This is a genomic window from Mesorhizobium sp. M7A.F.Ca.US.006.01.1.1 (assembly GCF_003997935.1).
GTDB lineage: Bacteria > Pseudomonadota > Alphaproteobacteria > Rhizobiales > Rhizobiaceae > Mesorhizobium.
This window is the reverse complement of the sequence record NZ_RZQL01000053.1, coordinates 1-21,867: the sequence shown is the minus strand read 5'-3', so window position 1 is coordinate 21,867 and position 21,867 is coordinate 1. Positions and strand designations below refer to the sequence as shown.

The window sequence follows — 21,867 nt, the reverse complement described above, 5'->3', positions numbered from 1 at the left end:
GGCTTTGCGGCATTGCTCTAAACCTTGGCCCTTGCTCTAAACCAAGGCGCGGCGAAGGGCGAGGCCGTTTTGTGACAATGGCCATGTGGGGTTGGCCGGAGAGACGTCGGAATGAAGCTTGTAACCTACAACATCCAGTACGGCATCGGTCTCGATGGGCAATACGATGTCGGGCGCATCACTGATGCCGTGCGCGGCGCCGATGTGATCGCGCTGCAGGAGGTGACCCGCAACAACCCCAGGAACGGCGGCCGCGACATGGTGGCCGAGATCGGCGAAGCGCTGCCCGACTATTTCGCCGTCTATGGCAGCAATTTCGAGGCCAATATCGGTTCGCACATCGACAACGGCCGTGCCGTCACGAAAACCTTCCAGCTCGGCAACATGGTGCTGTCTAAAACCCCCATTCATCTGTCGCGCAACCTGCTTTTGCCGCGCAGCCGCAGCTTCGAGATGATGAACTTCCAGCGCGGCGCGCTGGAGGCGCTGATCGAGACGCCGCTTGGTTTCATCCGCTTCTATTCCATCCATCTCGATCACCGCAGCCCCCTCGAACGCGCCAGCCAGATCCAGTTCCTGCGCCAACGCATGCTGAACTATGCGCTCGAAGGCGGAGCACTATCCGGCGTCGCCGAGATCGGCCTGCCGGAACTGCCGCATCCCGAAGCCTTTGTCGGCATGGGCGATTTCAACATGCTGGCCGGCTCGCCCGAATATGTCGAACTCGCCGGCCGGCCGGATCATGAATTCGGCATGCCGCTGACCGCCGACTTTGCCGTCGATGCCGCCTTGCGGCTGAACGCCACCGGCGACGATCTCATCAGTTGGGTCGATCCCAGGCAACCCACCGATCCCAGCCGCCACAAGCGCATCGACTACATCTTCACCAGCGCTTCGCTTGCCAGATCCCTGCAGCGCCTGTGGGTTGACCGAAAGGCCGTCGGCTCGGACCATCTTCCAGTGTGGGTCGAACTGGGCTGACCCAAACTTGCTCCGGACCCTTTCGGTTCGACGCGACGCGCCGAGGTGTGTCGAGATTCAGGTCAGGCCGAGCCGAGAGTGGTGGCTTCCGAGAACCGGAGCGGAGCGTACTAAAGTACGTGAGCACCGGAAGCGCAGGAAGCCGCCATTCGCAGGCCGGCCTCACCTGAATATCGACGCACCTAGAAGTGCACCCAGTTCCGCAGGCTGGTCCAGGTCTTGCGATCGAGCCGGTAGCGCTCGACAGGAACCTGGCCGGCGACAATCGAATTCAGCATGCCCTGGCCGGCATACTGGAACCCGCACTTGTGGATGACGCGGCGCGAGGCCGGATTGATGACCCGCGTCGAGGCATGCAGAACCTGGATCGACGTCCTCTGGAAGGCGAGATCGACCAGCGCGTGCGCCGCCTCGGTCGCATAGCCCTTTTTCCAGTACGGCTCGCCGATCCAGTAACCGAGCTCCAGCCCGCGATCGGTGGTGTTGAGGCCGGCGCAACCGACGAAAGTGTCGGTGCCGGCCAGCGTCAGGGCATAGGCGATGCCGGCCCGGCGCGACTTGGTCATGGCCAGGAAAGAGCGCGCCTCGGCCTCGCCATAGGGGTGCGGCATGCGGGCCAGCATTTCGGCGACATGGCGGTTGTCGGCAAGCTCGACCAGTTGCGCGATATCGCCCTCGTGTGGCGCCCGCATCACCAGTCGCTCGGTGACCAGCACCGGGCAGTCTATCGCGTAACTTTCGTCTTCTGAGTCTTCCGCTTCGGCAACCATTTGAAAGTCCTCCAGGCACAAGAAAAAGGGGAGATGGAAACCCATCTCCCCTGATCCATTTCCTGGCTTTGCCAGACACCGGTTCCCGAGATGGGCGCCGGTGTTCTAGTGCGGAACCGGCTACTCCGCGGCTTTGGCAATCGGGTTGACCGATACGTAGGTTCGGCCGTTGGCTTTTTTGTTGAACGTCACAGCGCCGGTCTCGAGCGCAAAAAGCGTATGGTCCGTGCCCATGCCGACATTGACGCCGGGATGCCACGTGGTGCCGCGTTGACGAATGATGATGTTGCCCGGGATGACGGCTTCGCCGCCGAACTTCTTCACGCCCAGACGCTTGGAATGCGAGTCGCGACCGTTGCGCGACGAGCCGCCAGCTTTCTTGTGTGCCATTTAACTAACTCCGTTGCGCCGCAAGGCGCCTAAAAGGCCTTATGAACGCGTTCGCGTTCCGTTTCAAGTCCGATCCGGCGACCTAATCGCCAGAAGATTACTTCGCAGCCAATTCCTTGGCCTGCTCGCGCCAGTCCTTGATCTGGTCGGCGCTGAAGGGCATGTGCTCGTCGATCTTGGCGACATCCTTGTCGGTCAGCTTGGCGAGCTGCGCGAAGGTGATGATGCCCTGCTCGTTGAGGTCCTTGGCTGCGACCGGGCCGATGCCCTTGATCACGGTCAGATCGTCCGGTTCACCTTTCGGCGCCTTGAACAGCGGTGCTGCCGCGGTCTCGGCTGCCTTTGTCTCGGCTGCCTTGGCCTTGGGCTCCTTCTTCGGCGCGACTTCCGCCTGCACCTCGGTGGCGGCCTCGGCCTCCACCTTCTTCGGCGCCTTGACCGCTGCCGTCTTCGTCGGCTTTGCGCCACCCAGCAGGATCTCGGAGATCCGCACGGTGGTCAAAAGCTGGCGATGGCCGATCTTGCGGCGCGAATTCTGCCGGCGGCGCTTCTTGAAGGCGATGACGGTGCGGTTCTTGCCCTGCTCGACGACTTCGGCGGTGACCATCGCGCCGTCGACGAACGGCGCGCCGAACGTGACATTCTCGCCTTCGCCATGTGCGAGGACGTGGCCGATCTCGACCATATCGCCGACAGCGGCTTCGAGTTTTTCGATCTTCAGGAGATCGTTGGCGGCAACGCGATACTGCTTGCCACCCGTTTTAATGACTGCGAACATTTTTTGCCTTTCGCTGTTCGGTCGGCCTTGATGAACCGCCTGAGGCAGTTCAGCCGTCTTTTTGTCAGTCTGCGGGTTCAAAAAACAAGCGGCGCGGAAGAACCCTCCACGCCGATTGCGCGCTGTCCCTAACCGAAGGTTGAGTGCGAGTCAAGGCAAACAGCCGCGCCGGGATTGTTATTGGCGGGCAGGCACTGGCCGCATCGGCAGATACCGCACCACGTTGCCGCAGTGGAGGCAAGCACGCGTGACTGCTCTCCGACCTGCCCAGGCCTCGCCTCAGCTGAACCGTCGCGAATCCGCTGCTTGCCCGGCAAGCCAAATAACTGACGGATTGGCCTTGTAACCTGCCCGTTCAGCCGTTATCTAGTGCGCCGCGCCGGCAACGGCCGACCATGACCGCGGAGAGGTGGCAGAGTGGTCGAATGCACCGCACTCGAAATGCGGCATGGGTGCAAGCCCATCGGGGGTTCGAATCCCTCCCTCTCCGCCATTTAGCTTCCATAAAAATCCTTTCCTTTCAAAAGCTTCCTTGTTGCGCTTGACCAGCACGAAGCGAAACATATCTTAGACTGTGTAACAAACTGTGTAACATTAGAGAAAGATAATGCGACGTTCCGCAGCGCCAAAGCCGCATAAACGTGAAGGCATCTGGTATCTCGTCCGCAGGGTGCCGAAGGAATTCGCGGCGTTTGATCGCCGCTGCCTAGTACGCATTTCCACGGGCGTCGCCGTGGCTGACGATCCCCGCGGTGTACGGGCGCGAGATGCAGTGCAAAGCCTCGGCGCGGGGCTGGAGGCGTATTGGCGTAGACTGCGGGAAGGCCAATCCGCCGAGGCGGGGCTGCGTTTCGAAGCCGCGAGGAAGCGCGCGCGGTCATTTGGATTGGCCTATCGCACTAACGAGGAACTAGCAGCGGGGCCGCTCGACGAACTCATGGCCCGTATCAAGCTGCTCCTCGACAAAAAATCGATCGAGGACGCGCAGGACGTCTCGGCCGTCATGGGTGGGGAGAAGCGGCCAGCGGTCCGCCTGAGCGGTCTTATCAAGGAATTCGAGACGATCGAGCAACAGAACTTGCTGACCATGTCGCCCAACCAAATCAAGAAATGGCGTAACCCCAAAAAGCGCGCAGTTGCCAATCTGGTTGGAGTCATTGGCGACAAGGAGATCGCAAGCCTCACTCGGGACGACGCAATCGCGTTCCGCGAGTGGTGGCAAAAGCGGATCGTTGAGGATGGACTTGATATCGGTACGGCCAACAAGGACATCGGCCATGTTTCGAAAATGCTGCGCGTCGTCGATCTGACTCACCAGCTCAAGCTGGAGCCGGTTTTTCGAAACCTGCGTCTTTCCGGCGCCGTCCCCGGGCAACGCGCTGCGTTCACAGCGGAGTTCATTCAGGAGAAGATACTCGCTGAAGGCGCGCTCGACGGACTCAATGACGAAGCCCGCCATCTAATCTATGTGATTGCCGATACCGGACTCAGGCTTTCTGAAGCGGCAAACCTCACCACCGAAACAATCCACCTCGATCGAGAAATCCCGCATGTGCGGGTGCGCCCCAATGGCCGTCGCTTGAAGACCGGTCATTCAGCCCGTGACATTCCCTTGGTTGGCGGCGCACTTGCAGCCATCAAGCTCCATCCGGACGGCTTTCCTCGTTATCGCGACAAGGCCGCGTCACTTTCAGCGCTCGTCAACAAGGTGCTCGCCAGCAAGGAACTTCTGCCGACTTCCGAGCATAGTCTTTATAGCCTGCGACACACTTTCGAGGACCGGCTGACGGCAGTTGAGGCGCCGGAGAAGGTAATTGCTTCTCTGATGGGCCACAAATGGATCCGGCCCAAATACGGCGCGGGACCTTCGTTAGCGCAAAAGCGCGAGTGGCTCCAAAAAATCGCTTTTACCCCGCCCGGGCGAATGTGATTGCGGCGCCATCCAGGCCTTGAGAACCAACCTCACGGCTCCAGCTGTCCGAGCCATTTAGGTTGAGCGTGGCCAGCACGCGCTGCGCTCGCTCGCGATTTCCGAGCTTCCGCCGCATTTGTTCGACCTCGTATTCCAGCCTTTCGAAGGTCGGTATATAGGCATCTCCATGCCGGATGACCAAGTAGGCGGCAACAGCTAGACACCATTCTAGCTCCGTGGCCGATGGATCGGAAAAAGGGGCGACGCCATACCAAGACGAGCAACGCCTCTCGAGGGCTTCCGAACTAGGCAAACGGCCAGCATGTGGCATGGGAAAGAAACCTATGCCTGATCGACGAACCTAAAGTGCTCACGAAGCTTGACCGGTACGCGGGCCATCGGAGGGTTCTGCCTAAAACCGCCAAAAATTTTGAAACACCCATTCATCCGGCTCGAATTCAAAGGGATCGGCGATTTTTGGGTTATGGCTTGCAAGCATAGTTCAGCCCAGACAAGAACGCCTGATATCTTGTCGTGCACTGTCACCCTGCCAAATATGGTGCCGGCGACAACGGCAGTTTGGCGAGCAGAAGAATTCCCGAGACTGAGACGTTCTACGGCTTGGCCCATGTTCGCGCTCCTCCTCGATTGGAGACAGGATGGGCCATATGGAAGCGAATAAAAGGAGGTTGGTGACGAGTCTCGGTAGTGGAGTAGAAACGGGTGGAAAAGCTTGCGCTATTCGCCATCGGCGCCGCTAAGCGCATTTGAGAGAAGGGGCAGCGATCGCCAAGAGATGACGTCCGATCGCAAGCCGGCTAGAAATGCGACAGTGACGCGCCTTTTTTGGCACGACCTTAGCACCCGATCGGGCCTCAGCTGGTCGTCGTTGCGCAGCCGATCGGGTGCGATTTTTATAAAGCTCTCTTGGCTTTAGCTTTGAGAGCCCGTCATCGAGACAAATGCAAGGGAACGGTCCGCCCCCTGGGGACATTCGACATGCCGTGGCAGCTTCCTATGGTGAGCCAGCGCATTCCGATACACGTTTTCCGCGCTCTACCGTTGCTCCAGCACCTGTGCTGAGGCTGAGCGCTTGATCAGGACCCGACCGCTGCTGTTGCGGGATGGTGACTGGGTTGAGGTCGCGAAGACCTTGACCGCGGGTACGTTGTTCATCCCGATGAGCGCTGAGCCGAGAAGCAGCCAAGAACGCTTCCCGTAATCGAATCCTACGGGAACCGCGAAACCAGCGTCCAAAGGACGCAATTCTCCGACGTCGTTCACTCAAGCTCATCTCGCAACTTGAACGCTTGTATGAAGCCGCTGCATGTGCGCCGGTGGACCGGATTGCTGCTATCCAAACCACGTGCTCAGTTTCGCCCCCGTAATAACTCTACCGTCCGAAACGGCTTTCGCGCGTCAGGTCCACCCCACATGAAAGTTCCGCGAGCAGCACGGACGGAGAGGCCGGTCACAACTCCTTCGCGTGCTCTTTTACTACCGAATCAAGTGCCAAATGGAGAGGCACTGCCTTAGAGAACAGGAAGCCCTGCGCGGTTCTGCAGCCAAGCTTGTACAGAGTTTGCCGATCTGCCTCTGTTTCAACGCCCTCGGCCATGACCTCGATCCCGAGCGTCCTACCAAGATCAATCACCGCTTTGACAAGCAGCCGATTCTCCCGGGACTTGGCTAAGCCGCGAACGAAGCCCTGATCTATTTTCACCTTCCTGATCCGACTGTCCTTGAGCGATGCCAACGTCGAAAAACCGGTGCCGAAGTCATCGAGCGCGATAGAAATGCCAGCATGTGAAAGCCGGGCGAGCTTTTCATCCACTCTGTCCGGATCCACTGGGGCTTCTTCGGTAATCTCGATGTCGAACATCGTTGCAGGGAGGTCTTTTGCCGCCAGACCATTAAGAATCATCTCGTCAATATCGCCAGCTTCCAACTCGCACGGTGAAACATTCATCGCCACACGAACATCACGACGGTCAGCTTTGACCAAGCCCTCGATAAGAGCGCAACAGTCGGCGAATACCGTTTGAGTTAGCAGCTGAAGCATTCCAGTTTCGCGTGCCGCTGTCATGATCTCGGGCGGAGAAATGGGACCGTGAAGCGGGTGAGACCATCTTAGCAAGGCTTCAAAACTGACGACGGCTTCAGTTTCGAGTCTTACGATTGGCTGAAACCAAGCGACCAAGCTTCTCATCGTTATCGCCGAATGAAGATCGCGTTCGATTGACTGGCGGCGTTGCAACTCCCGGGCTAGCTCGGCATCGAACAGACAAAATTCATTCCTGCCGCGGCGCTTAGCTGTGTAAAGGGCGATGTCGGCCCGCAACAACATTTCCGTTAGTCCGGGGTTTTCAGCCAAGTAGATTCCTATAGACGCTCCAATGCGGACTGATGCGATCCCAGGATAGGGGCGAGCAAGCTTGGCTATGAGATTGGACGCGAGATTGGTGGGAGAAGGAGAATTCTTTCGCGAAGAAAAAACCAGCACGAATTCATCCCCACCGATGCGGGCGAGCGTTGAGCCCTCCGGTGCTTCTTCCTCTATTCGGCGGGCGATCCTGGCAAGCAGCTCGTCACCCGTTCTGTGACCGTAGGTATCGTTGACAGATTTGAACCCGTCCAGATCAATCAGCATGGCCACAAAGGGTCCATCGGTGTTCTCAAACTGATCGATTGCATGTTCGAGGCCCCGCCTGTTGAGGAGCGCGGTAAGATGGTCCTCCCTGGAATTGCGCTCCATTTCCGCGGCAAGCCGCTCGGCTTGATGTCTCAGGCGGCTCGCGTCACGGAAGCGCGCTTGTCCAACGAACGAGGATCGAACCAGGCCGCCCTCGAAAAGCAGGACGGCAAAAGCCAGAATGTAGTTTTCCGGGGCTCCCTTCGTCAGCAAACATGCGGCGGCAATGAGGAGTGGCGGTGTGATGAAGCATATCGCTGCCGCAGCATATGAGCTGCCGTACGTGACCGCGCCAGCTGAAATGCCCGCCAGAATTATTAGATGCAGCGATGCTTGAGACGTCGTGTATCCAGCCGTTAGGACGGCAAGGAATGACCAGGTGAATCCCGCCAGAAGAGCAAGCCTGCCAAACCAGCGAAGCCGCAGCCAAACCCGTGTCAGATCATCCTGGACTCCGGGTTCCTTCAGCTGATGACGGGCGAGTGCAAGGCGGGCGGCATTTATCGCATTAACGACCGAAAACCAGGCCGCGCCAGCAAGACCGTTCCCGGAAAGGGCCTGCACGGTCAAAATCAGCCCGGACAGCACAATGCTTATCGGCATTGAGACGAAAAGGCCTGCCCTCAGATCAGCGAGCTGGTCCTGAAGGATTCTCGCCTCCAGCGGATCTTCTTTTTCCAAGGCTGGACGGGTCAGCTTGCTTACTCCTGCTTGTCCGCAGCCTATGCAGCCCCCCTGAAGGACGGGTTAATTCTTCAATCGGAGATCAGCGTCGGGGAGCAGGATTACTCCGGTGCATCATGCACTCTCTCATCGCTCGCCCAGCACGCGCAAAAATGCGACTGCTGGTGCAGTATCACCGCTGGAGCTCCGCCGAAATCCCATGCCGGACAAGGGGAACATGTTGGGCAAAGCGAAGCCCCAGATGCCTTGCAAGCCGTGCCGCCAGGTGGTCTCTGGAGTAGAGTCCAACCAATATGTTCGTTGCATGGTAGAGCGGCGCCGCCGACAGGCGCAGCCGCCTTTCGTATATATGCAGCATGTCGGGGTCGCCAACATTGCGGCCGTCGCGGCACGCAGTCATGATTCCACGGGCGAGTTGCTTCTGGCTGCTGAGACCGATGTTGAATCCGTGAGCGGTCACCGGGTGCATGCCGATGGCAGCGTCGCCGATGAGTGCGGCGCTCGGCGCCCGGAATTTGTGCGCCCAGGTCGTGACCAGCGGATAGGTGTGGCGCTTGCTTGCCAAGGTCATTTTTCCAAGGCGCCCTCGACACCGTTTCGTCAACTCCGACAGGAACAAATCATCATCGAAGGCAAGCAGTCTATAGGCCTCGTTTGAGCGCAATGTGAGCAGCAGCGACGACATGCCCTCCGCGAGGGGCAATATCGCTATCGTCTGATGGTGATCGAACCATTCGATGGCGATCTGGTGGTGGGCGCGCTCGTGCCTCACTCGGCAAATCAGCATCGAGTGGCCAAGCCGGTTGATATCGGCGCCGATGCCTAGCAGATCACGCGTGGCGGACAAACGCGAATCCGCGGCAACAACCAGCCGAGCAGTTAAACGCGCGCCATTAGAGAGCGTTACGACTGCTCCTTCTTGGCTGTTTGTTGCATCGACGACCGAGTGGCCGCACAACAGCCGGGCGCGATCCTGCAAGCGGACGATTTTGAACAGCGCCTCGCGGATCCGGCAATTTGGAACCAAAACCCCCAGCGGTTCTCCAGAGTTGCTGGGAGGATCGAAACGAAGAGCGAATGCGCTCGAGCCGTTGAGCACGCGCGCGCCTTGAAGTGCTGATTTGTCCGAAGCCGGGATGACATCCCAGGCGCCGAGCTCGCGAAGGGTTCTGATCGAAGCGTTGGTCAGCGCGATTTCGCGACCATCGAAAGCCGGATTCGCCAGACTATCGAATGTGTTCTGTTCAACAACTGCCACCTTGAGTTCGCTTTGGGCAAGCGACGCAGCGAACGAAAGGCCGACCGGGCCGGCTCCAACGACAACGATGTCAAAATTATCGTCAGAGCCCATCAGCGTGCCGCCATCCGGTCGCCTATCCTCGTGTAACGGTGGAACTGAGCCGAGTGACATGAGCTCCGTGCCCGCCGCATTGCCTAAAGGCGCTGGGCCGGGAGATTCGCATCGATCGGCAACGAAGCACTCAAAGCGCTCAGAGGTGGATGCGGCTAACCGATCCCGCCCTTTCGCCGCGCAGCCGCGCAGATCGCCGCCAGCAAGCGAGACACTCGCGACGCTGGTCAGCGACGGCCGCGCCGCATCGATCGCCACATTCCACCTGGAACCCTTGCGCATACTACTCACGCTCCACGACGTCGAAGCGGGCTCTCTTGCGAGGGTGAGGGTATCGAACGTAGCGCTCTCTCTCGTCATCCCAGCCAAGGTAGCGGAAACTTTTATCCACGACCGCGCATATCTCATCAAGAACCTGCTGCATGGCTTCGATGTCGATGTCCTTGCAATTCAGTCGCCGATAGAGCAAAGCCCACGCGGCGACATAGTCGTCGAAATAGCGCGCGTCACTCGAACCAATGATCAACTTCGGACGGTTGATCGATTTCGAAAACGCACGTCCCAACCCCGATGATGCTCCGCAGCACGTTGACATCACGAGGATCTTCGGCGCTGGATGCGAGCCCTGGAACATTTTTACGAAGTCAGCCCAAAGAAGGCCACTTCGCCCACTGGACGAAGCGATCCCGTCACCATTGCCGTGCCCGGCGATGTGAAGCACGTCGCACTCCGCCTCCATCGCTCGTACTACAGCCTCACCAAATTTCGTTCGGTTCAACGCCATTTGGAGCTCCGCGCGGATGTTGACAGCCTTTAACAAGTGCTGCACGATCGGTCCCTCTTGCCTGTCGGCGAAGTAGTCATTTGCATTGTGGCAGTCGATGATGTGTACGGTGTTCATGGTACTCCAGCCGCTTGTTCGTTCATCGTCGTGACGAGCGGACACCACGCGCGCGGAACCGCGTGACGTGCGCTGGGTTCCGGTACCGTCGCATAGCCTCAAGGCGCGGGCCGGGAATCGGGATGGATCGGCAACGACGCACACAACCCATCAAAGGCGAAAGCTGTTGATCGGCCCCCTGTCCGCGCAAGCCACGCGGATGGTCAGCCAGCAAGCGAGATACACACGACGCCGGTCAGCTAATGGCTGCGCCGTAAGCACAAGGCATGGCCGACCACACGACAGAAAACCCAGAACCGTGAAGGTGCTGATAATGACGACCAATCTTTCCGTAAGTCATGCATTTCTCCGTCGAAGACTGGTCAATAGACCACGCCGATGAGTATGACCCTGATCTGGATCAGCCAGACATGACCAATCGGCACTGGCGGTTCACGGTCAGGTGATCGACCGTGACGTTCCACTTTGGAACCCGTGCGCACATTGCCAAGCTCTCGTCCGGCCACGCGAGGTACTCTCGTGGCATCACACGCCTCATACTGGGTGCAATGGGAGGCAGTCCTTCGCACGACAGAGGCTTTTCACAAATGTAGTGTGCAGCTTAGGTCAAGATGGTCATGGAGCATGGAGCATGGAGCATGGAGCATGGAGCATGGACAGCTTGTTCCCGACCGAGCCGGCTCGACTGACGAGCGCGATCCGCGCATCTTATGCACAGCGGATTGAAATCAGCGTTCCGGTTTGTCGTCCCGATCAATTAGTATCCGCTCGGCGGCTCCGTCGAGATCTTCGTATTGACCGCTTCGCAATGCCCAGACGAAGCCGGACACACCCAGTGCACCCAGAAAAAGGGCCACTGGTATGAGATAGAGCAACGTCGTCACGAGGATTATGCCGAATAGCTGACTGCGGAGCGTCCGACTTTTTGAATAACTTGCAGCGTCGCATTCGCCCCGAAGCCGTGCAAGCGCAATGCGTTTCCAATAACAAGCACCGATGAGGCAGACATGGCAATCGCCGCTAACAAAGGCGTGGCGTGGCCCAGGATGGCGATCGGCACGGCGACGGCATTGTAGACGATCGCAATCGCGATGTTCTGGCGGATCAGGTGTCCCGCCTTGCGCGAGACGTCCAGCGCGAGAGGCACTGCCAGAAGGCTTTCGCGCAGGAATACGAAGTCGGCGGCATTGCGGCCAATGTCGGCGGCGGTGGCCGGAGCGATCGAGACATGCGCCGCGCTCAGCGCCGGCGTGTCGTTGAGGCCGTCGCCAACCATCAGAACCTTGTGTCCGTCTTTCGCCAGGGTCTCGATGCGCTCGACCTTGCCCGACGGCAGCAGGCACGGAACGAAGTCCTCGACACCCAGCATTCTTGCAACTTCACCGCAGGCACCTGCGGTATCGCCCGACAGCATTTGCATCGACACCCCAGTATCGTTCAATCGCTTGATCGCCGCCGCCGCGTCGGCGCGCAGCGCATCCTCGAAATCGAAGGTCGCGACAATGAACCCGTCTTTTGTCAGCACCGTTCCGCCATAGCCATGGTTGCCTTCACCACCGGTCCGGGCCTTCCATCCAGCCCATCCGCGTCGACCCAGCCGCCAGATGCTTCCGGCGACAGTGGCTTCGATCCCGAACCCCGGATGCTCTGTGACGGCATCGAATTTGTGTTGCCCGCCAGGAGCGGCAAAGCCGGTTATGGCCTTTGAAAACGGGTGACGCGAGTGCGCGGCCATGTCTGCCGCGATTGCCAGCATGGCCGGATCGATCGACGATGCATTGAGGAGCCGGGGTTGTCCGAGCGTGAGCGTTCCGGTCTTGTCGAACACTGCGTTATCAATCGTCGCCAGGCGCTCCATGGCCGAACCGTCCTTGACCATGATGCCGTTCTCGAACAGACGCCGCGCGGCGACCACCTGAACGATCGGTACGGCGAGGCCGAGCGCGCACGGGCAGGTGATGATCAGAACGGCAATGGCGATCGTCATCGCCCGGTGCCAGTCGCCCGTCGCCGCCATCCAACCCAGGAATGTCACGAAGGCGGTGAGATGAACCACGGGCGCGTAGAGTGCCGACACGCGATCAGCGATGCGGCGATAGTGCGCGCGACCGCCCTCTGCGGCTTCCATCAGCCGAACCATTTCGGCGAGGAACGAATCCTTCGCGGCGGCGGTCGCCTCGATCGTCAGCGGGCCGGTAAGATTGAGCACGCCGGCCTGCACGGCTTCGCCCGGCGCCACGTTTTTCGGCGCGCTTTCGCCTGAGGCCAGCGAGCAGTCGAGATCAGACGCTCCGTGGATGATCTTGCCGTCGACGGGGATCCTTTCACCGGCCGCGATCAGCAGCTGCATCCCCGGTTCGATCTCGCCAACCGGCAGATAGTCGCGCGCGCCATCGCCGCGCAGCACCATGGCGCCGCGTGCGGCCAGCTGCGACAGGCCTTTCACCGCGGTGCGGGCACGTTCGCGCATCACGTGATCCAGCGTCCTGCCGATCAAAAGGAAAAAAAGCAGCGAAACCGACGCGTCGAAATAGGCGTGGTCGCCATGGTTGATCGTCTCATAGAGGCTCATGGCGTAAGCGAGCGACACTCCGACCGCGATCGGCACGTCCATGTTCATGCGGCCGTGGCGCAGTGCATTCCAGGCCGAGCGGAAGAAGATGCCGCCGGCGAAGGCGAGCGCTGGGATGGCGATCAATGCGGAGACCCAGTGAAACAGGTCGCGGGTAGCCCCTTCGGCCCCGGACCAGACAGAGACCGAAAGCAGCATGATATTGCCCGCCGCGAACCCGGCAACCGCGACGGCGCGGATCAACTCCGAAAGCGTCCTGTCCTTTTCATCAATCTCGGGGGCGAAGAGATGCGCCTGGTAGCCGAGCCGTCCAAGCGCGGCGACGAACGGTGGAACCTCGTCGCCACGCCAGCGGACCGAGACCCGTTTCGTCGACAGGTTGACGCGGGCGCTCTCGACGCGATCGAGCGTTCCCAACGCCGTCTCGATCGTCTGGATACAAGCTGCGCAATGAACGCTCGGCACCGAAAGATCGGTTTGGCGGAGATCATCTCCAAGCGATCGGCTCGCCAGCCTGATCTCTTGACTAGACGGCAGGACCGACGTGGTGCTGCCCAGATCAAGCGCCATTTCGGCGCCCGGTGCACAACAACTCATTTCAGCGCTCCATGGGAAATCATGATCCTGCGGACTTCGCGGTAGGGCTCGGCCAGACCGGCGTCAGCGTCGACTTCGACGATCCAGACGCCATCCTTCGGCATGTGCTGGGCTGCGAATTCCTGGCCGGAGGCGAGGGCGAGGTTGACCGCCTTGTCCTCTTTCTCGTAGGCGGGATGGCGAAACAGCACCTTGACGCCATGCAAGGCAATCGGCTTGCCGACGGCGTCGGTAAGGCTATAGCGGACCTCGCCCCATGCGATGGTCAGCTTGCCGGTCCAGCCGAGCGCTGCCTGCGCCCGCCCCTCCTCGGCCTTCTTGTTGAACTGCTGGCTCGCCACATAGGTGTTTTCGACGACAAGGCCGGTCCAGCTCGTGTTGGCGAGCGTTGCCATCGTCAGATTGACCGCGATGACCACCCCGAAAAAGGCTAGGATGATGGCCAGCATGTGCCTGCCGGTGAATACGCGGGGTTTTTCAGCGTTAGCGGTCATCTGGCAGTCTCCGGCGCGTTGAAGGTGGCGGTGTATTCGTCCGCCTCGAAGCTCGCCTTGTCCTCGACACGGAACTTGAAGGTCTGCGCTGTGCCCTGGATTTGATCCGCCGGCTGGCGCACGAAGACCTTCAGCATTTTCAGGCGGTCGGGTTCGACCGGAATGGCAAAAGAACGGCCTTCCGGGATGTCGTCGCCGACCACGCTCATCTCGGCGCCCTGCAAGCCTTGAATCGCGACAACGATCGTCCTTGGCTCGGGGATCATGTTGAGCAGCTTGACGGTGTAGCCGTTGCGGATCGAGCCGTCGGACAGCGTGACAAATTGCGGATTGCGATCATGCAGCACGTTGACTTCGAGCCGATCGCGCGTCAGCAGCGAATAGAGCAGACCCAGGCCGATCAGCGACCAGATACCCATGTAGACGTAGGTGCGTGGCCGAAAGATCTTGCGGATATGGAAATGCGCCACCTTGTCGGAGAACAGGCCATCAGCGGTCCTGACCTGCGACGGGTTGACTGAACTGGAGCCGCCCGCGGTCGCCAGCATCATGTTGGCGTTGTAGTCGGACAGTGTCGCATAGGAGATCAGCCCGCGCTCCTTGCCGAGCTTGTCCATGACCCCGTCGCAGGCGTCTATGCACAGCGCGCAGGTGATGCATTCCATCTGCTGGCCATCGCGGATGTCGATCCCCATCGGGCAGACCGCGACGCAGGCATTGCAGTCGACGCAGTCACCGACCGGCAGCCCTGCGGCAAGGACCTTCTTGGCGTGGCGAGAACGCGGTTCGCCGCGCCAGTCATTGTAGGTGACGGTGAGAGAACTTTCGTCGAGCATCGCTGCCTGGATGCGCGGCCATGGGCACATGTAGGTGCAGACCTGCTCGCGCATCAGACCGCCGAACGTGTAGGTGGTAGCCGTCAGCACGGCGACAGTGATGTAGGCGACGGGTGGCGCGGTGCCGGTGAAGAGTTCGCCAACCAGCGTCGGCGCATCGGCAAAATAGAAAATCCAGGCGCCGCCGGTCGCCGCACCGATGACCAGCCAGACGGCGTGCTTCGATAAGCGCAGCATCAGCTTGCGGGCGGTCCAGGGGCCTGCATCGAGTTTCATGCGAGCGTTACGGTCGCCCTCTATCGCACGTTCGACGACGAGGAACAGATCGACCCACACCGTCTGAGGGCATGCATAGCCGCACCAGGCACGGCCGACAGTCGAGGTGATCAGGAAAAGACCGACGCCCGCCATGACCAGGAGGCCGGCCACATAGAAGAATTCCTGGGGCCATATCTCGATGAAGAAGAAGTAGAAGCGCCGGTTCGCGAGATCGAGCAGGACTGCCTGGTCCGGGGCAAATGGACCGCGAGCCCAAGGCAGCCACGCAGCCAGGTAATAGATGCCAAGTGTGATCGTCATCACCAGCCATTTGAAGCGACGAAAGTTGCCCGAGGCGCGCTTCGGAAAGATCTTTTGACGCGCGGCATAAAGCGGCTTGCGGGTTTTGGCGGAATTGACAGTTTCTGTTTCGAGCCCTGTCAACTGCGTCTTGTCACGCATGTGCAACTCCACTTTCCCAGCCAATGTCAGGGGCACCTGTCGTAAAGCCTCGCCGTAGGATAGCCTTGCCGGGTTGTGCAGATCGCATTAGGGATGGTGTCGAGGCCCGGCTCACGCCGGGCCTCGTCCGCTTGGCAGGGGGGACCGAAGAATAGGACCTTCCATTCCTATTCTCCGCCGCCAAGCGAATGGACATAAACTGCAAGTTCCTTGACCTTGATCTCGCCGAGACGGCCAACCCAGGCCGGCATGACGCCCTGTTTTGGCGCACGGACCTGTGCGGCGATGGCTGTCTCACCGGATCCATAGAGCCAGATCGCATCGGTCAGGTCGGGGGCGCCGAATTCCCTGTTGCCTTTTGCATTGTCGCCGTGACAGGCCACGCAATTCTCGGCAAAGACCTTGGCGCCGGGTTGGATCAGACTTGCATCGCGGACCTTGCCGGAAAGGCTGGCCACGTAGGCGCTGACTTGTGCGATCTGGTCGGCGGTAATGATGTCGCCGAAGGCCGGCATTTCCGACAGGCGCGTGTCCGGATCGGATGCGAAGCGGATGCCGTGCGTAATCGTCTGCTGGATCTGCTCGGCCTTGCCGCCCCACAGCCAGTCGTCGTCGTTGAGATTGGGAAAGCCCTTGGAACCCTGGGCGCCGGAGCCATGACATTGTACGCAATTGACCTTGAAAGCGGCGCCACCGGCGGCGATTGCGAATTCGCGCAGGCCGTCGTCCGCGGCGATTTCCGAGACGCTCTTGGACTCCACCGCCGAGATATATTTGCCCTTGGCGGCCTCAGCCGCGGTCAGCTCGTTCCTGACCTCGTTGCGGCTGGAATAGCCGAGCACACCCGTTGTCGCCGAGTGCAACAGAGGCCATGCTGGATAGGCAATGGTGTAGCCTATCGCCCAGACAATGGTGACGTAAAAAGTGATAACCCACCATCTGGGAAGCGGGTTGTTCAGCTCCCGGATACCATCCCATTCGTGGCCGGTGGTCGAGACGCCAGAGATTTCATCGATATGCTCGTCGCTCATGATCACTCGTCCTCGAGCGGAATGCGGGCCGCTTCGTCGGCCAGCCTTCGGCTGCCGGGGCGTAGGGCAAAGGCGATGCACCCCACGAAGAACAGCGCCATCGCAACCAGGCCCCAGCTGTCGGCAAACGCCCGCATCAAATTGTAGGTCATCAGCGTTCTCCTCAGCGGTAGCCGGCGGCTTCGTCGTAATTTTTGAAGTCGACCAGTGTGCCAAGCATCTGCAGGTAGGCGAGCAGGGCATCCATTTCGGTGACCTGTTGCGGGTTGCCGTCGAAGTCGCCGATCTTGGCTTTTGGGTAACGCGCCTCAAGGCCTGATGTGTCGGCATTGGGATCGGCCTGCGCCGCCAGATCCGCATTGGCGTGGGCGATCATGTCATCGGTGTAAGGGACGGCTACAAGCCTGTTGGCGACCAGATGCGTCGAGAAATCCTTCACGTCGATCGGCGTGTCTTTCAGGAACCCATAGCTCGGCATGATCGATTCCGGCACCACCGAGCGCGGGTCGGTAAGATGCGCGACATGCCATGCATTCGAGTAGCGGTCGCCAACTCTGGCGAGATCCGGCCCGGTGCGCTTCGATCCCCACTGGAAGGGGTGATCGTACATGGACTCGGCAGCCAGGCTGTAGTGGCCATAGCGCTCAACTTCGTCGCGGAACGGCCTGATCATCTGGCTATGACAGAGGTAGCAGCCCTCGCGCATATAGATGTTGCGCCCGACAAGTTCGAGCGGCGAATAGGGGCGCATGCCTTCCACCTTCTCGATCGTGTTGTCGAGATAGAAGAGAGGCGCGATCTCGACGATGCCGCCGACCGTCACCACGAGCAGCGAGCCAACGAGAAGAAGCGTGGCGTTCTTCTCGATGATTGCGTGTTTGTCCATCAAGCCCATTACCTGGCTCCTGATCGCGCAGGTCGGATGGCGACGGGGCTCGGCATCGGCTCCTCCTCGCGCTGGTGGCCGAGGATGGTCCTGGTGATGTTCCAGGCCATGATCAGGGCGCCGGAGAGGTACATGGCGCCGCCGATGGCGCGCAGGACATAGTAGGGGTGCATGGCGGCGACGGTTTCGGCGAAGGAGTAGACCAGGAAGCCCTGCTCGCCATATTCGCGCCACATCAGGCCCTGCATGATGCCGGACACCCACATCACCGCGGCGTAGACGACGATCCCGAGTGTCGCCAGCCAGAAGTGCCAGGTGACGAGCCTCAGCGAGTAGAGCCGTTGACGGTTCCAGAGCTTCGGGACCATGTAGTAGATCGCGCCGAACGAGATCATGCCGACCCAGCCGAGCGCACCCGAATGGACGTGCCCGATGGTCCAGTCGGTATAATGCGACAGCGAATTGACCGCCCGGATCGCCATGATGGGGCCTTCGAAGGTCGACATGCCATAGAAGGCGACGGCCATCACCATCATGCGGATGATCGGATCGGTGCGCAGCTTGTCCCAGGCGCCGGACAGCGTCATCAGGCCGTTGATCATGCCGCCCCAGGACGGCATCCACAGCATGATCGAGAACACCATGCCGAGCGTCTGCGCCCAATCGGGCAAGGCGGTGTAGTGCAGGTGATGCGGCCCGGCCCAGATGTAGAGAAAGATGATAGCCCAGAAATGGACGATCGACAGCCGGTACGAATAGACTGGCCGGTTCGCCTGCTTGGGCACGAAATAATACATCATGCCGAGGAAGCCGGCGGTGAGAAAGAAGCCGACCGCGTTGTGGCCGTACCACCATTGCGTCAAGGCGTCCTGGACCCCTGAAAAGGCGGAGTAGCTCTTGGAGCCCGGGAACGAGACTGGTATGGACAGGTTGTTGACCACATGCAGCATCGCGATGGTCACGATGAACGACAGGTAGAACCAGTTGGCCACGTAGATATGCGGTTCCTTGCGCTTCAGGATCGTGCCAAGGAACAGAATGAGGTAGGCGACCCAGACGATGGTCAGCCAGACATCCACATACCATTCGGGTTCGGCGTACTCGCGGCCCTCGGTGATGCCGAGCAGGTAGCCGGTCGCGGCCATGACGATGAACAGCTGGTAGCCCCAGAAGACGAACCAGGCGAGATCACGGCCGAAGAGGCGCGCGCGGCAGGTGCGCTGCACGACATACAGAGACGTGCAAAGCAGCGCGTTGCCGCCGAAGGCGAAAACGACACCGGATGTGTGCAACGGCCGCAAACGACCGAAATTGAACCAGGGCTGGATGTTGAGATCGGGGTAGGCGAGCTGCAGCGCGATCACCACGCCGACCAGCATGCCGACGACACCCCAGAACACGGTGGCGATCGCGCCGTAGCGGATCGGACCATCCATGTAAGCGGATGGGTCAATCGGAGCTGCTGGCCTGAACTCCGTGTTGCGCAACAGGATCGCAGTGAAACCAGCCACTGCGAAGAACAACACCCACATGTGTCGGCGGAAAGGTTCATCCACGCCGAAGCCGGCGGCCACCAGGGCCGCAAAAGCGAACACGCTTAGAAGGACGATCTCTGTGCCGAATTTCATTGCAGATCCCGATCTCGAATCTGGTGGATGCCAAATCCGCAGCGCACTAATCGCGCAGCCGCCGCCCCCTCGCCCTGATCTATGTCAGGCCGCACGATTTTGTGCGGCGCAATCAGCAGGTGGCGAATGAACGAGGAACGCAGCGCGGGCTCACTCCCTCATGGAAGGCGTTCCCTGGGTTGGGCGGGCGCAGACGCGATCGCTGAGGCGAAAGCTGAGGCTCTGCGCGCGTTGGATGCTATTGCCGATGCCCTGCCAAACGTTGTTCGGATCCCATTGGAAACGAACGCGATCGTTCCGCCGAGCCGTGGCAGATTAAGGACCATGCTTCGCCGGTATGTGCCGAAACACACCTGGCGATTGGTCACGTTCCTATCAAAGCCCGAAAGCTGTTTGTCTCGACAACCGTGACGCCGCTTCGTCGAAGGCGCGGCGACATCGCATTAAAAGGCAAACACGGCCCGCCCCGGAGTCATGCGACATGGCCTCGCCGCTTAGGGCCGCTCGCGTCCGCCGCCACAGCGCTTCTCCAGACGGCTTATGCTGTCCACCGTCACATGGCGTGCGTTCTCAATCCGAATCACCCCGTCAGCCCGCAATCGCGTCAGTTGGCGGCTCACGGTCTCGCTGGTGATTCCAAGGAAATCAGACATTTCGGCACGCGTCAGCGGCAGATCGAAGGAGGCCGACCCGGAAGCCGCATCGAGACTGGAATCGATATTCCGGGCCATCATGAGGAGAAAAGTCGCCACCTTTTCCGGAGCTGTCTTGCGCCCCAGCGTCACCATCCACTCGCGCGCCTCATCGAGTTCATTCAGCGTCTGTTTGAGCAGGCGATGCTCGAATTCCCGTGACGCCTTCATCATCCGTTCGACGGCCGCTCGCGGAAACGAACACAGCGTGACTGCTGTTGCCGCTTCCGCATTGATCGAGCTTTCCTCCTTGAAAGGACGTCCCAGAAAATCCGGTGCAAACTGGAGACCGACGATCTGCTGGCGCCCATCCGACAGGCTCTTTGATAGCTTTACCACGCCTGAAAGCACGTTGGAGTAGCTGTCGACGTTCTGTGCCTCGCCGGTCAACTCCATTCCTGACTCGATCCGGCGACGCGAGCAAGTCTTGGCGAGCCCAACCAAATTGTCTGGATCGAGCGCACCGCAGACACCGCGACGCCGTGCCTCGCAAGGGAAGCAAAGAACAGGAATGCCGGAACTATGAATGTCTTGCCGAAAGGTCATGCGTTCGCCTTACCCGATCCTAACTGCCGGCAGGATACCCATCCAGGGTAGAGAAATCCTGCGGCGGTTTGTCCATGAGCGCGGCTGATCGAGATCAGGGTCTGCTTCAGCGATGCGTGCAGTGTTCCGGCGGGCAACACGGTGAACGCGAGATGCAATCGGAAATAGCTGTCAAACTCAGCGAGAACGTCCCACGCTACACCAGCTATCCGACGGCGCCGCATTTCCATTCGGGGATCGATGCTGCCATTTACCGTGGCTGGTTGGAGACGCTGGAAAGCGGCGACGAAATCTCGCTGTACCTGCACATTCCTTACTGCGACAAGCTCTGCTGGTTCTGCGCCTGCCACACCAAGCAGACGCACCAATATGAGCCGGTGGCCGCTTATCTGCGCTCGCTGAATGCCGAAATCGTCACGATTGCCGGTCTGGTGAGCGGCAAGGCACATGTCCGTGCAATCCACTTCGGTGGCGGTTCGCCAACTATTCTGAGGCCCGATGATATGGTTGCTCTTGGAGCGGCCTTGCGGGACAGCTTCGACCTTCTCCCGGATGCTACGGTCAGCATCGAAATCGAAACCAACGACATGGACAAGGCGCGCCTTGATGCACTTGCTCAAATCGGCGTAACGCGGGCGAGCCTCGGCGTGCAGGATTTCGATCCGCAAGTGCAAAAAGCAATTAATCGTGAGCAGAGTTTTTTGCAGACCAAGGCAGTCGTCGACGGGGTTCGTTCGCGGGGCGTCGAATCGGTCAATCTGGACCTGCTCTACGGGCTCCCGAATCAGACACGCGAGACGATCTGTTCCACGGTGGCGCAGGCACTGACCTTGGAGCCAGACCGGATGGCCCTGTTCGGCTACGCACATGTGCCCTGGTTCAAGAAGCATCAGACGATGATCGACGAGGCATGGCTGCCGAGTCCCACTGAGCGTTTCGCCCAATCTCAACTCGCGGCGCGGGCAATTGTCGCCAAGGGATATGAGGCAATAGGACTCGATCATTTCGCGAAGCCCGACGATGCGCTGGCCATAGCGGCCCGCGCAGGGGTTTTGCATCGCAATTTTCAGGGCTACACTGAGGATCGCTGCCCGACACTGATCGGACTTGGCCCTTCGTCCATCGGTCGTTTTCGCCAAGGCTACGTGCAGAACATGGCTTCGACTGCCGGGTACGGGCGCATGGTTGCGGATGGCGGGTTGGCTGCCGTCCGCGGCGTTGCCCTTTCCGACGACGATCGCGTCCGTGGCTGGATCATCGAGCGGCTGATGTGTGATTTTGCCTTCTCGGCAGTCGACCTGGTGGAGCGGTTCGGCAAAGCCGGCGAGCAGCTCCTTCATCGCTCGAGGTCCATCGCACTCCACGATCCTGCCCGAGCGCTTGAATTCGATGGTGACAGTTTCCTC

At 60.0% G+C, this 21,867-nt stretch carries 18 protein-coding genes and 1 tRNA gene; 4 read left to right on the top strand and 15 right to left on the bottom strand.

The window, feature by feature from the left end; all coding sequences use genetic code 11:
• Positions 1-111: 111 nt before the first annotated feature.
• On the top strand, positions 112-981 hold the full coding sequence (locus EN943_RS12115; protein WP_127412797.1) for an endonuclease/exonuclease/phosphatase family protein: 870 nt from the start codon (positions 112-114) through the stop codon (positions 979-981).
• Positions 982-1,163: 182 nt separating this feature from the next.
• Here the strand turns inward: EN943_RS12115 and EN943_RS12110 are convergent, their stop codons facing one another.
• The 3 genes from EN943_RS12110 to EN943_RS12100 form a co-directional block, all read right to left on the bottom strand.
• Positions 1,164-1,751, bottom strand: coding sequence for a GNAT family protein (locus EN943_RS12110; protein ID WP_127264650.1), 588 nt, complete (start codon positions 1,749-1,751; stop codon positions 1,164-1,166).
• A gap of 120 nt (positions 1,752-1,871) precedes the next feature.
• Positions 1,872-2,141: a 50S ribosomal protein L27 gene (rpmA, locus tag EN943_RS12105; RefSeq protein ID WP_013529063.1), complete on the bottom strand. Its 270-nt coding sequence runs from the start codon at positions 2,139-2,141 to the stop codon at positions 1,872-1,874.
• Between the two features lie 97 nt (positions 2,142-2,238).
• Positions 2,239-2,919, bottom strand: a complete 681-nt coding sequence (locus tag EN943_RS12100; protein WP_127412796.1) for a 50S ribosomal protein L21 — start codon at positions 2,917-2,919, stop codon at positions 2,239-2,241.
• Between the two features lie 403 nt (positions 2,920-3,322).
• Here EN943_RS12100 and EN943_RS12095 point away from each other — a divergent pair.
• A tRNA-Ser gene (locus tag EN943_RS12095) sits at positions 3,323-3,412 on the top strand.
• Positions 3,413-3,526: 114 nt separating this feature from the next.
• Positions 3,527-4,849 carry an integrase gene (locus tag EN943_RS12090; protein WP_063169217.1) on the top strand — a complete coding sequence of 441 codons (1,323 nt, stop codon included), beginning with the start codon at positions 3,527-3,529 and terminating at the stop codon, positions 4,847-4,849.
• A gap of 1,453 nt (positions 4,850-6,302) precedes the next feature.
• Here the strand turns inward: EN943_RS12090 and EN943_RS12085 are convergent.
• From EN943_RS12085 to EN943_RS12030, 12 genes are all read right to left on the bottom strand, one after another.
• Positions 6,303-8,204 (bottom strand): EAL domain-containing protein, encoded by a 1,902-nt coding sequence (locus EN943_RS12085; RefSeq protein WP_082826564.1) that lies wholly within the window; start codon positions 8,202-8,204, stop codon positions 6,303-6,305.
• 175 nt (positions 8,205-8,379) lie between these two features.
• Positions 8,380-9,561 (bottom strand): 5-demethoxyubiquinol-8 5-hydroxylase UbiM, encoded by a 1,182-nt coding sequence (gene ubiM / locus EN943_RS12080; RefSeq protein WP_024502870.1) that lies wholly within the window; start codon positions 9,559-9,561, stop codon positions 8,380-8,382.
• Between the two features lie 280 nt (positions 9,562-9,841).
• Positions 9,842-10,459, bottom strand: a complete 618-nt coding sequence (locus tag EN943_RS12075; RefSeq protein WP_063169219.1) for a hypothetical protein — start codon at positions 10,457-10,459, stop codon at positions 9,842-9,844.
• A gap of 728 nt (positions 10,460-11,187) precedes the next feature.
• Positions 11,188-11,343, bottom strand: a complete 156-nt coding sequence (ccoS, locus tag EN943_RS12070) for a cbb3-type cytochrome oxidase assembly protein CcoS (protein ID WP_081714250.1) — start codon at positions 11,341-11,343, stop codon at positions 11,188-11,190.
• Positions 11,344-11,348: 5 nt separating this feature from the next.
• Positions 11,349-13,628, bottom strand: coding sequence for a cation-translocating P-type ATPase (locus EN943_RS12065; protein ID WP_063169220.1), 2,280 nt, complete (start codon positions 13,626-13,628; stop codon positions 11,349-11,351).
• Positions 13,625-14,122: a FixH family protein gene (locus EN943_RS12060; protein ID WP_063169221.1), complete on the bottom strand. Its 498-nt coding sequence runs from the start codon at positions 14,120-14,122 to the stop codon at positions 13,625-13,627. The genes EN943_RS12065 and EN943_RS12060 overlap by 4 nt, the downstream gene beginning before the upstream one ends.
• Positions 14,119-15,678: a cytochrome c oxidase accessory protein CcoG gene (gene ccoG / locus EN943_RS12055; RefSeq protein WP_063169222.1), complete on the bottom strand. Its 1,560-nt coding sequence runs from the start codon at positions 15,676-15,678 to the stop codon at positions 14,119-14,121. The genes EN943_RS12060 and ccoG overlap by 4 nt, the downstream gene beginning before the upstream one ends.
• Positions 15,679-15,845: 167 nt before the next feature.
• Positions 15,846-16,709, bottom strand: coding sequence for a cytochrome-c oxidase, cbb3-type subunit III (ccoP, locus tag EN943_RS12050; RefSeq protein ID WP_063169223.1), 864 nt, complete (start codon positions 16,707-16,709; stop codon positions 15,846-15,848).
• 2 nt (positions 16,710-16,711) lie between these two features.
• Positions 16,712-16,861 (bottom strand): cbb3-type cytochrome c oxidase subunit 3, encoded by a 150-nt coding sequence (locus EN943_RS12045; RefSeq protein ID WP_024502864.1) that lies wholly within the window; start codon positions 16,859-16,861, stop codon positions 16,712-16,714.
• A gap of 11 nt (positions 16,862-16,872) precedes the next feature.
• Positions 16,873-17,604, bottom strand: coding sequence for a cytochrome-c oxidase, cbb3-type subunit II (gene ccoO / locus EN943_RS12040; RefSeq protein WP_063169224.1), 732 nt, complete (start codon positions 17,602-17,604; stop codon positions 16,873-16,875).
• Positions 17,604-19,223 carry a cytochrome-c oxidase, cbb3-type subunit I gene (ccoN, locus tag EN943_RS12035; protein WP_063169225.1) on the bottom strand — a complete coding sequence of 540 codons (1,620 nt, stop codon included), beginning with the start codon at positions 19,221-19,223 and terminating at the stop codon, positions 17,604-17,606. The genes ccoO and ccoN overlap by 1 nt, the downstream gene beginning before the upstream one ends.
• Before the next feature lie 494 nt (positions 19,224-19,717).
• The gene (locus tag EN943_RS12030; RefSeq protein WP_024502861.1) at positions 19,718-20,461 is read right to left on the bottom strand and encodes a Crp/Fnr family transcriptional regulator; all 744 of its coding nucleotides are present in this window, start codon (positions 20,459-20,461) and stop codon (positions 19,718-19,720) included.
• A 152-nt stretch (positions 20,462-20,613) separates the two neighbouring features.
• On the opposite strand from EN943_RS12030, the gene hemN reads away from it, so the two are divergent.
• The coding region (hemN, locus tag EN943_RS12025; protein ID WP_127412805.1) for an oxygen-independent coproporphyrinogen III oxidase at positions 20,614-21,867 on the top strand (1,254 nt) is incomplete at its 3' end.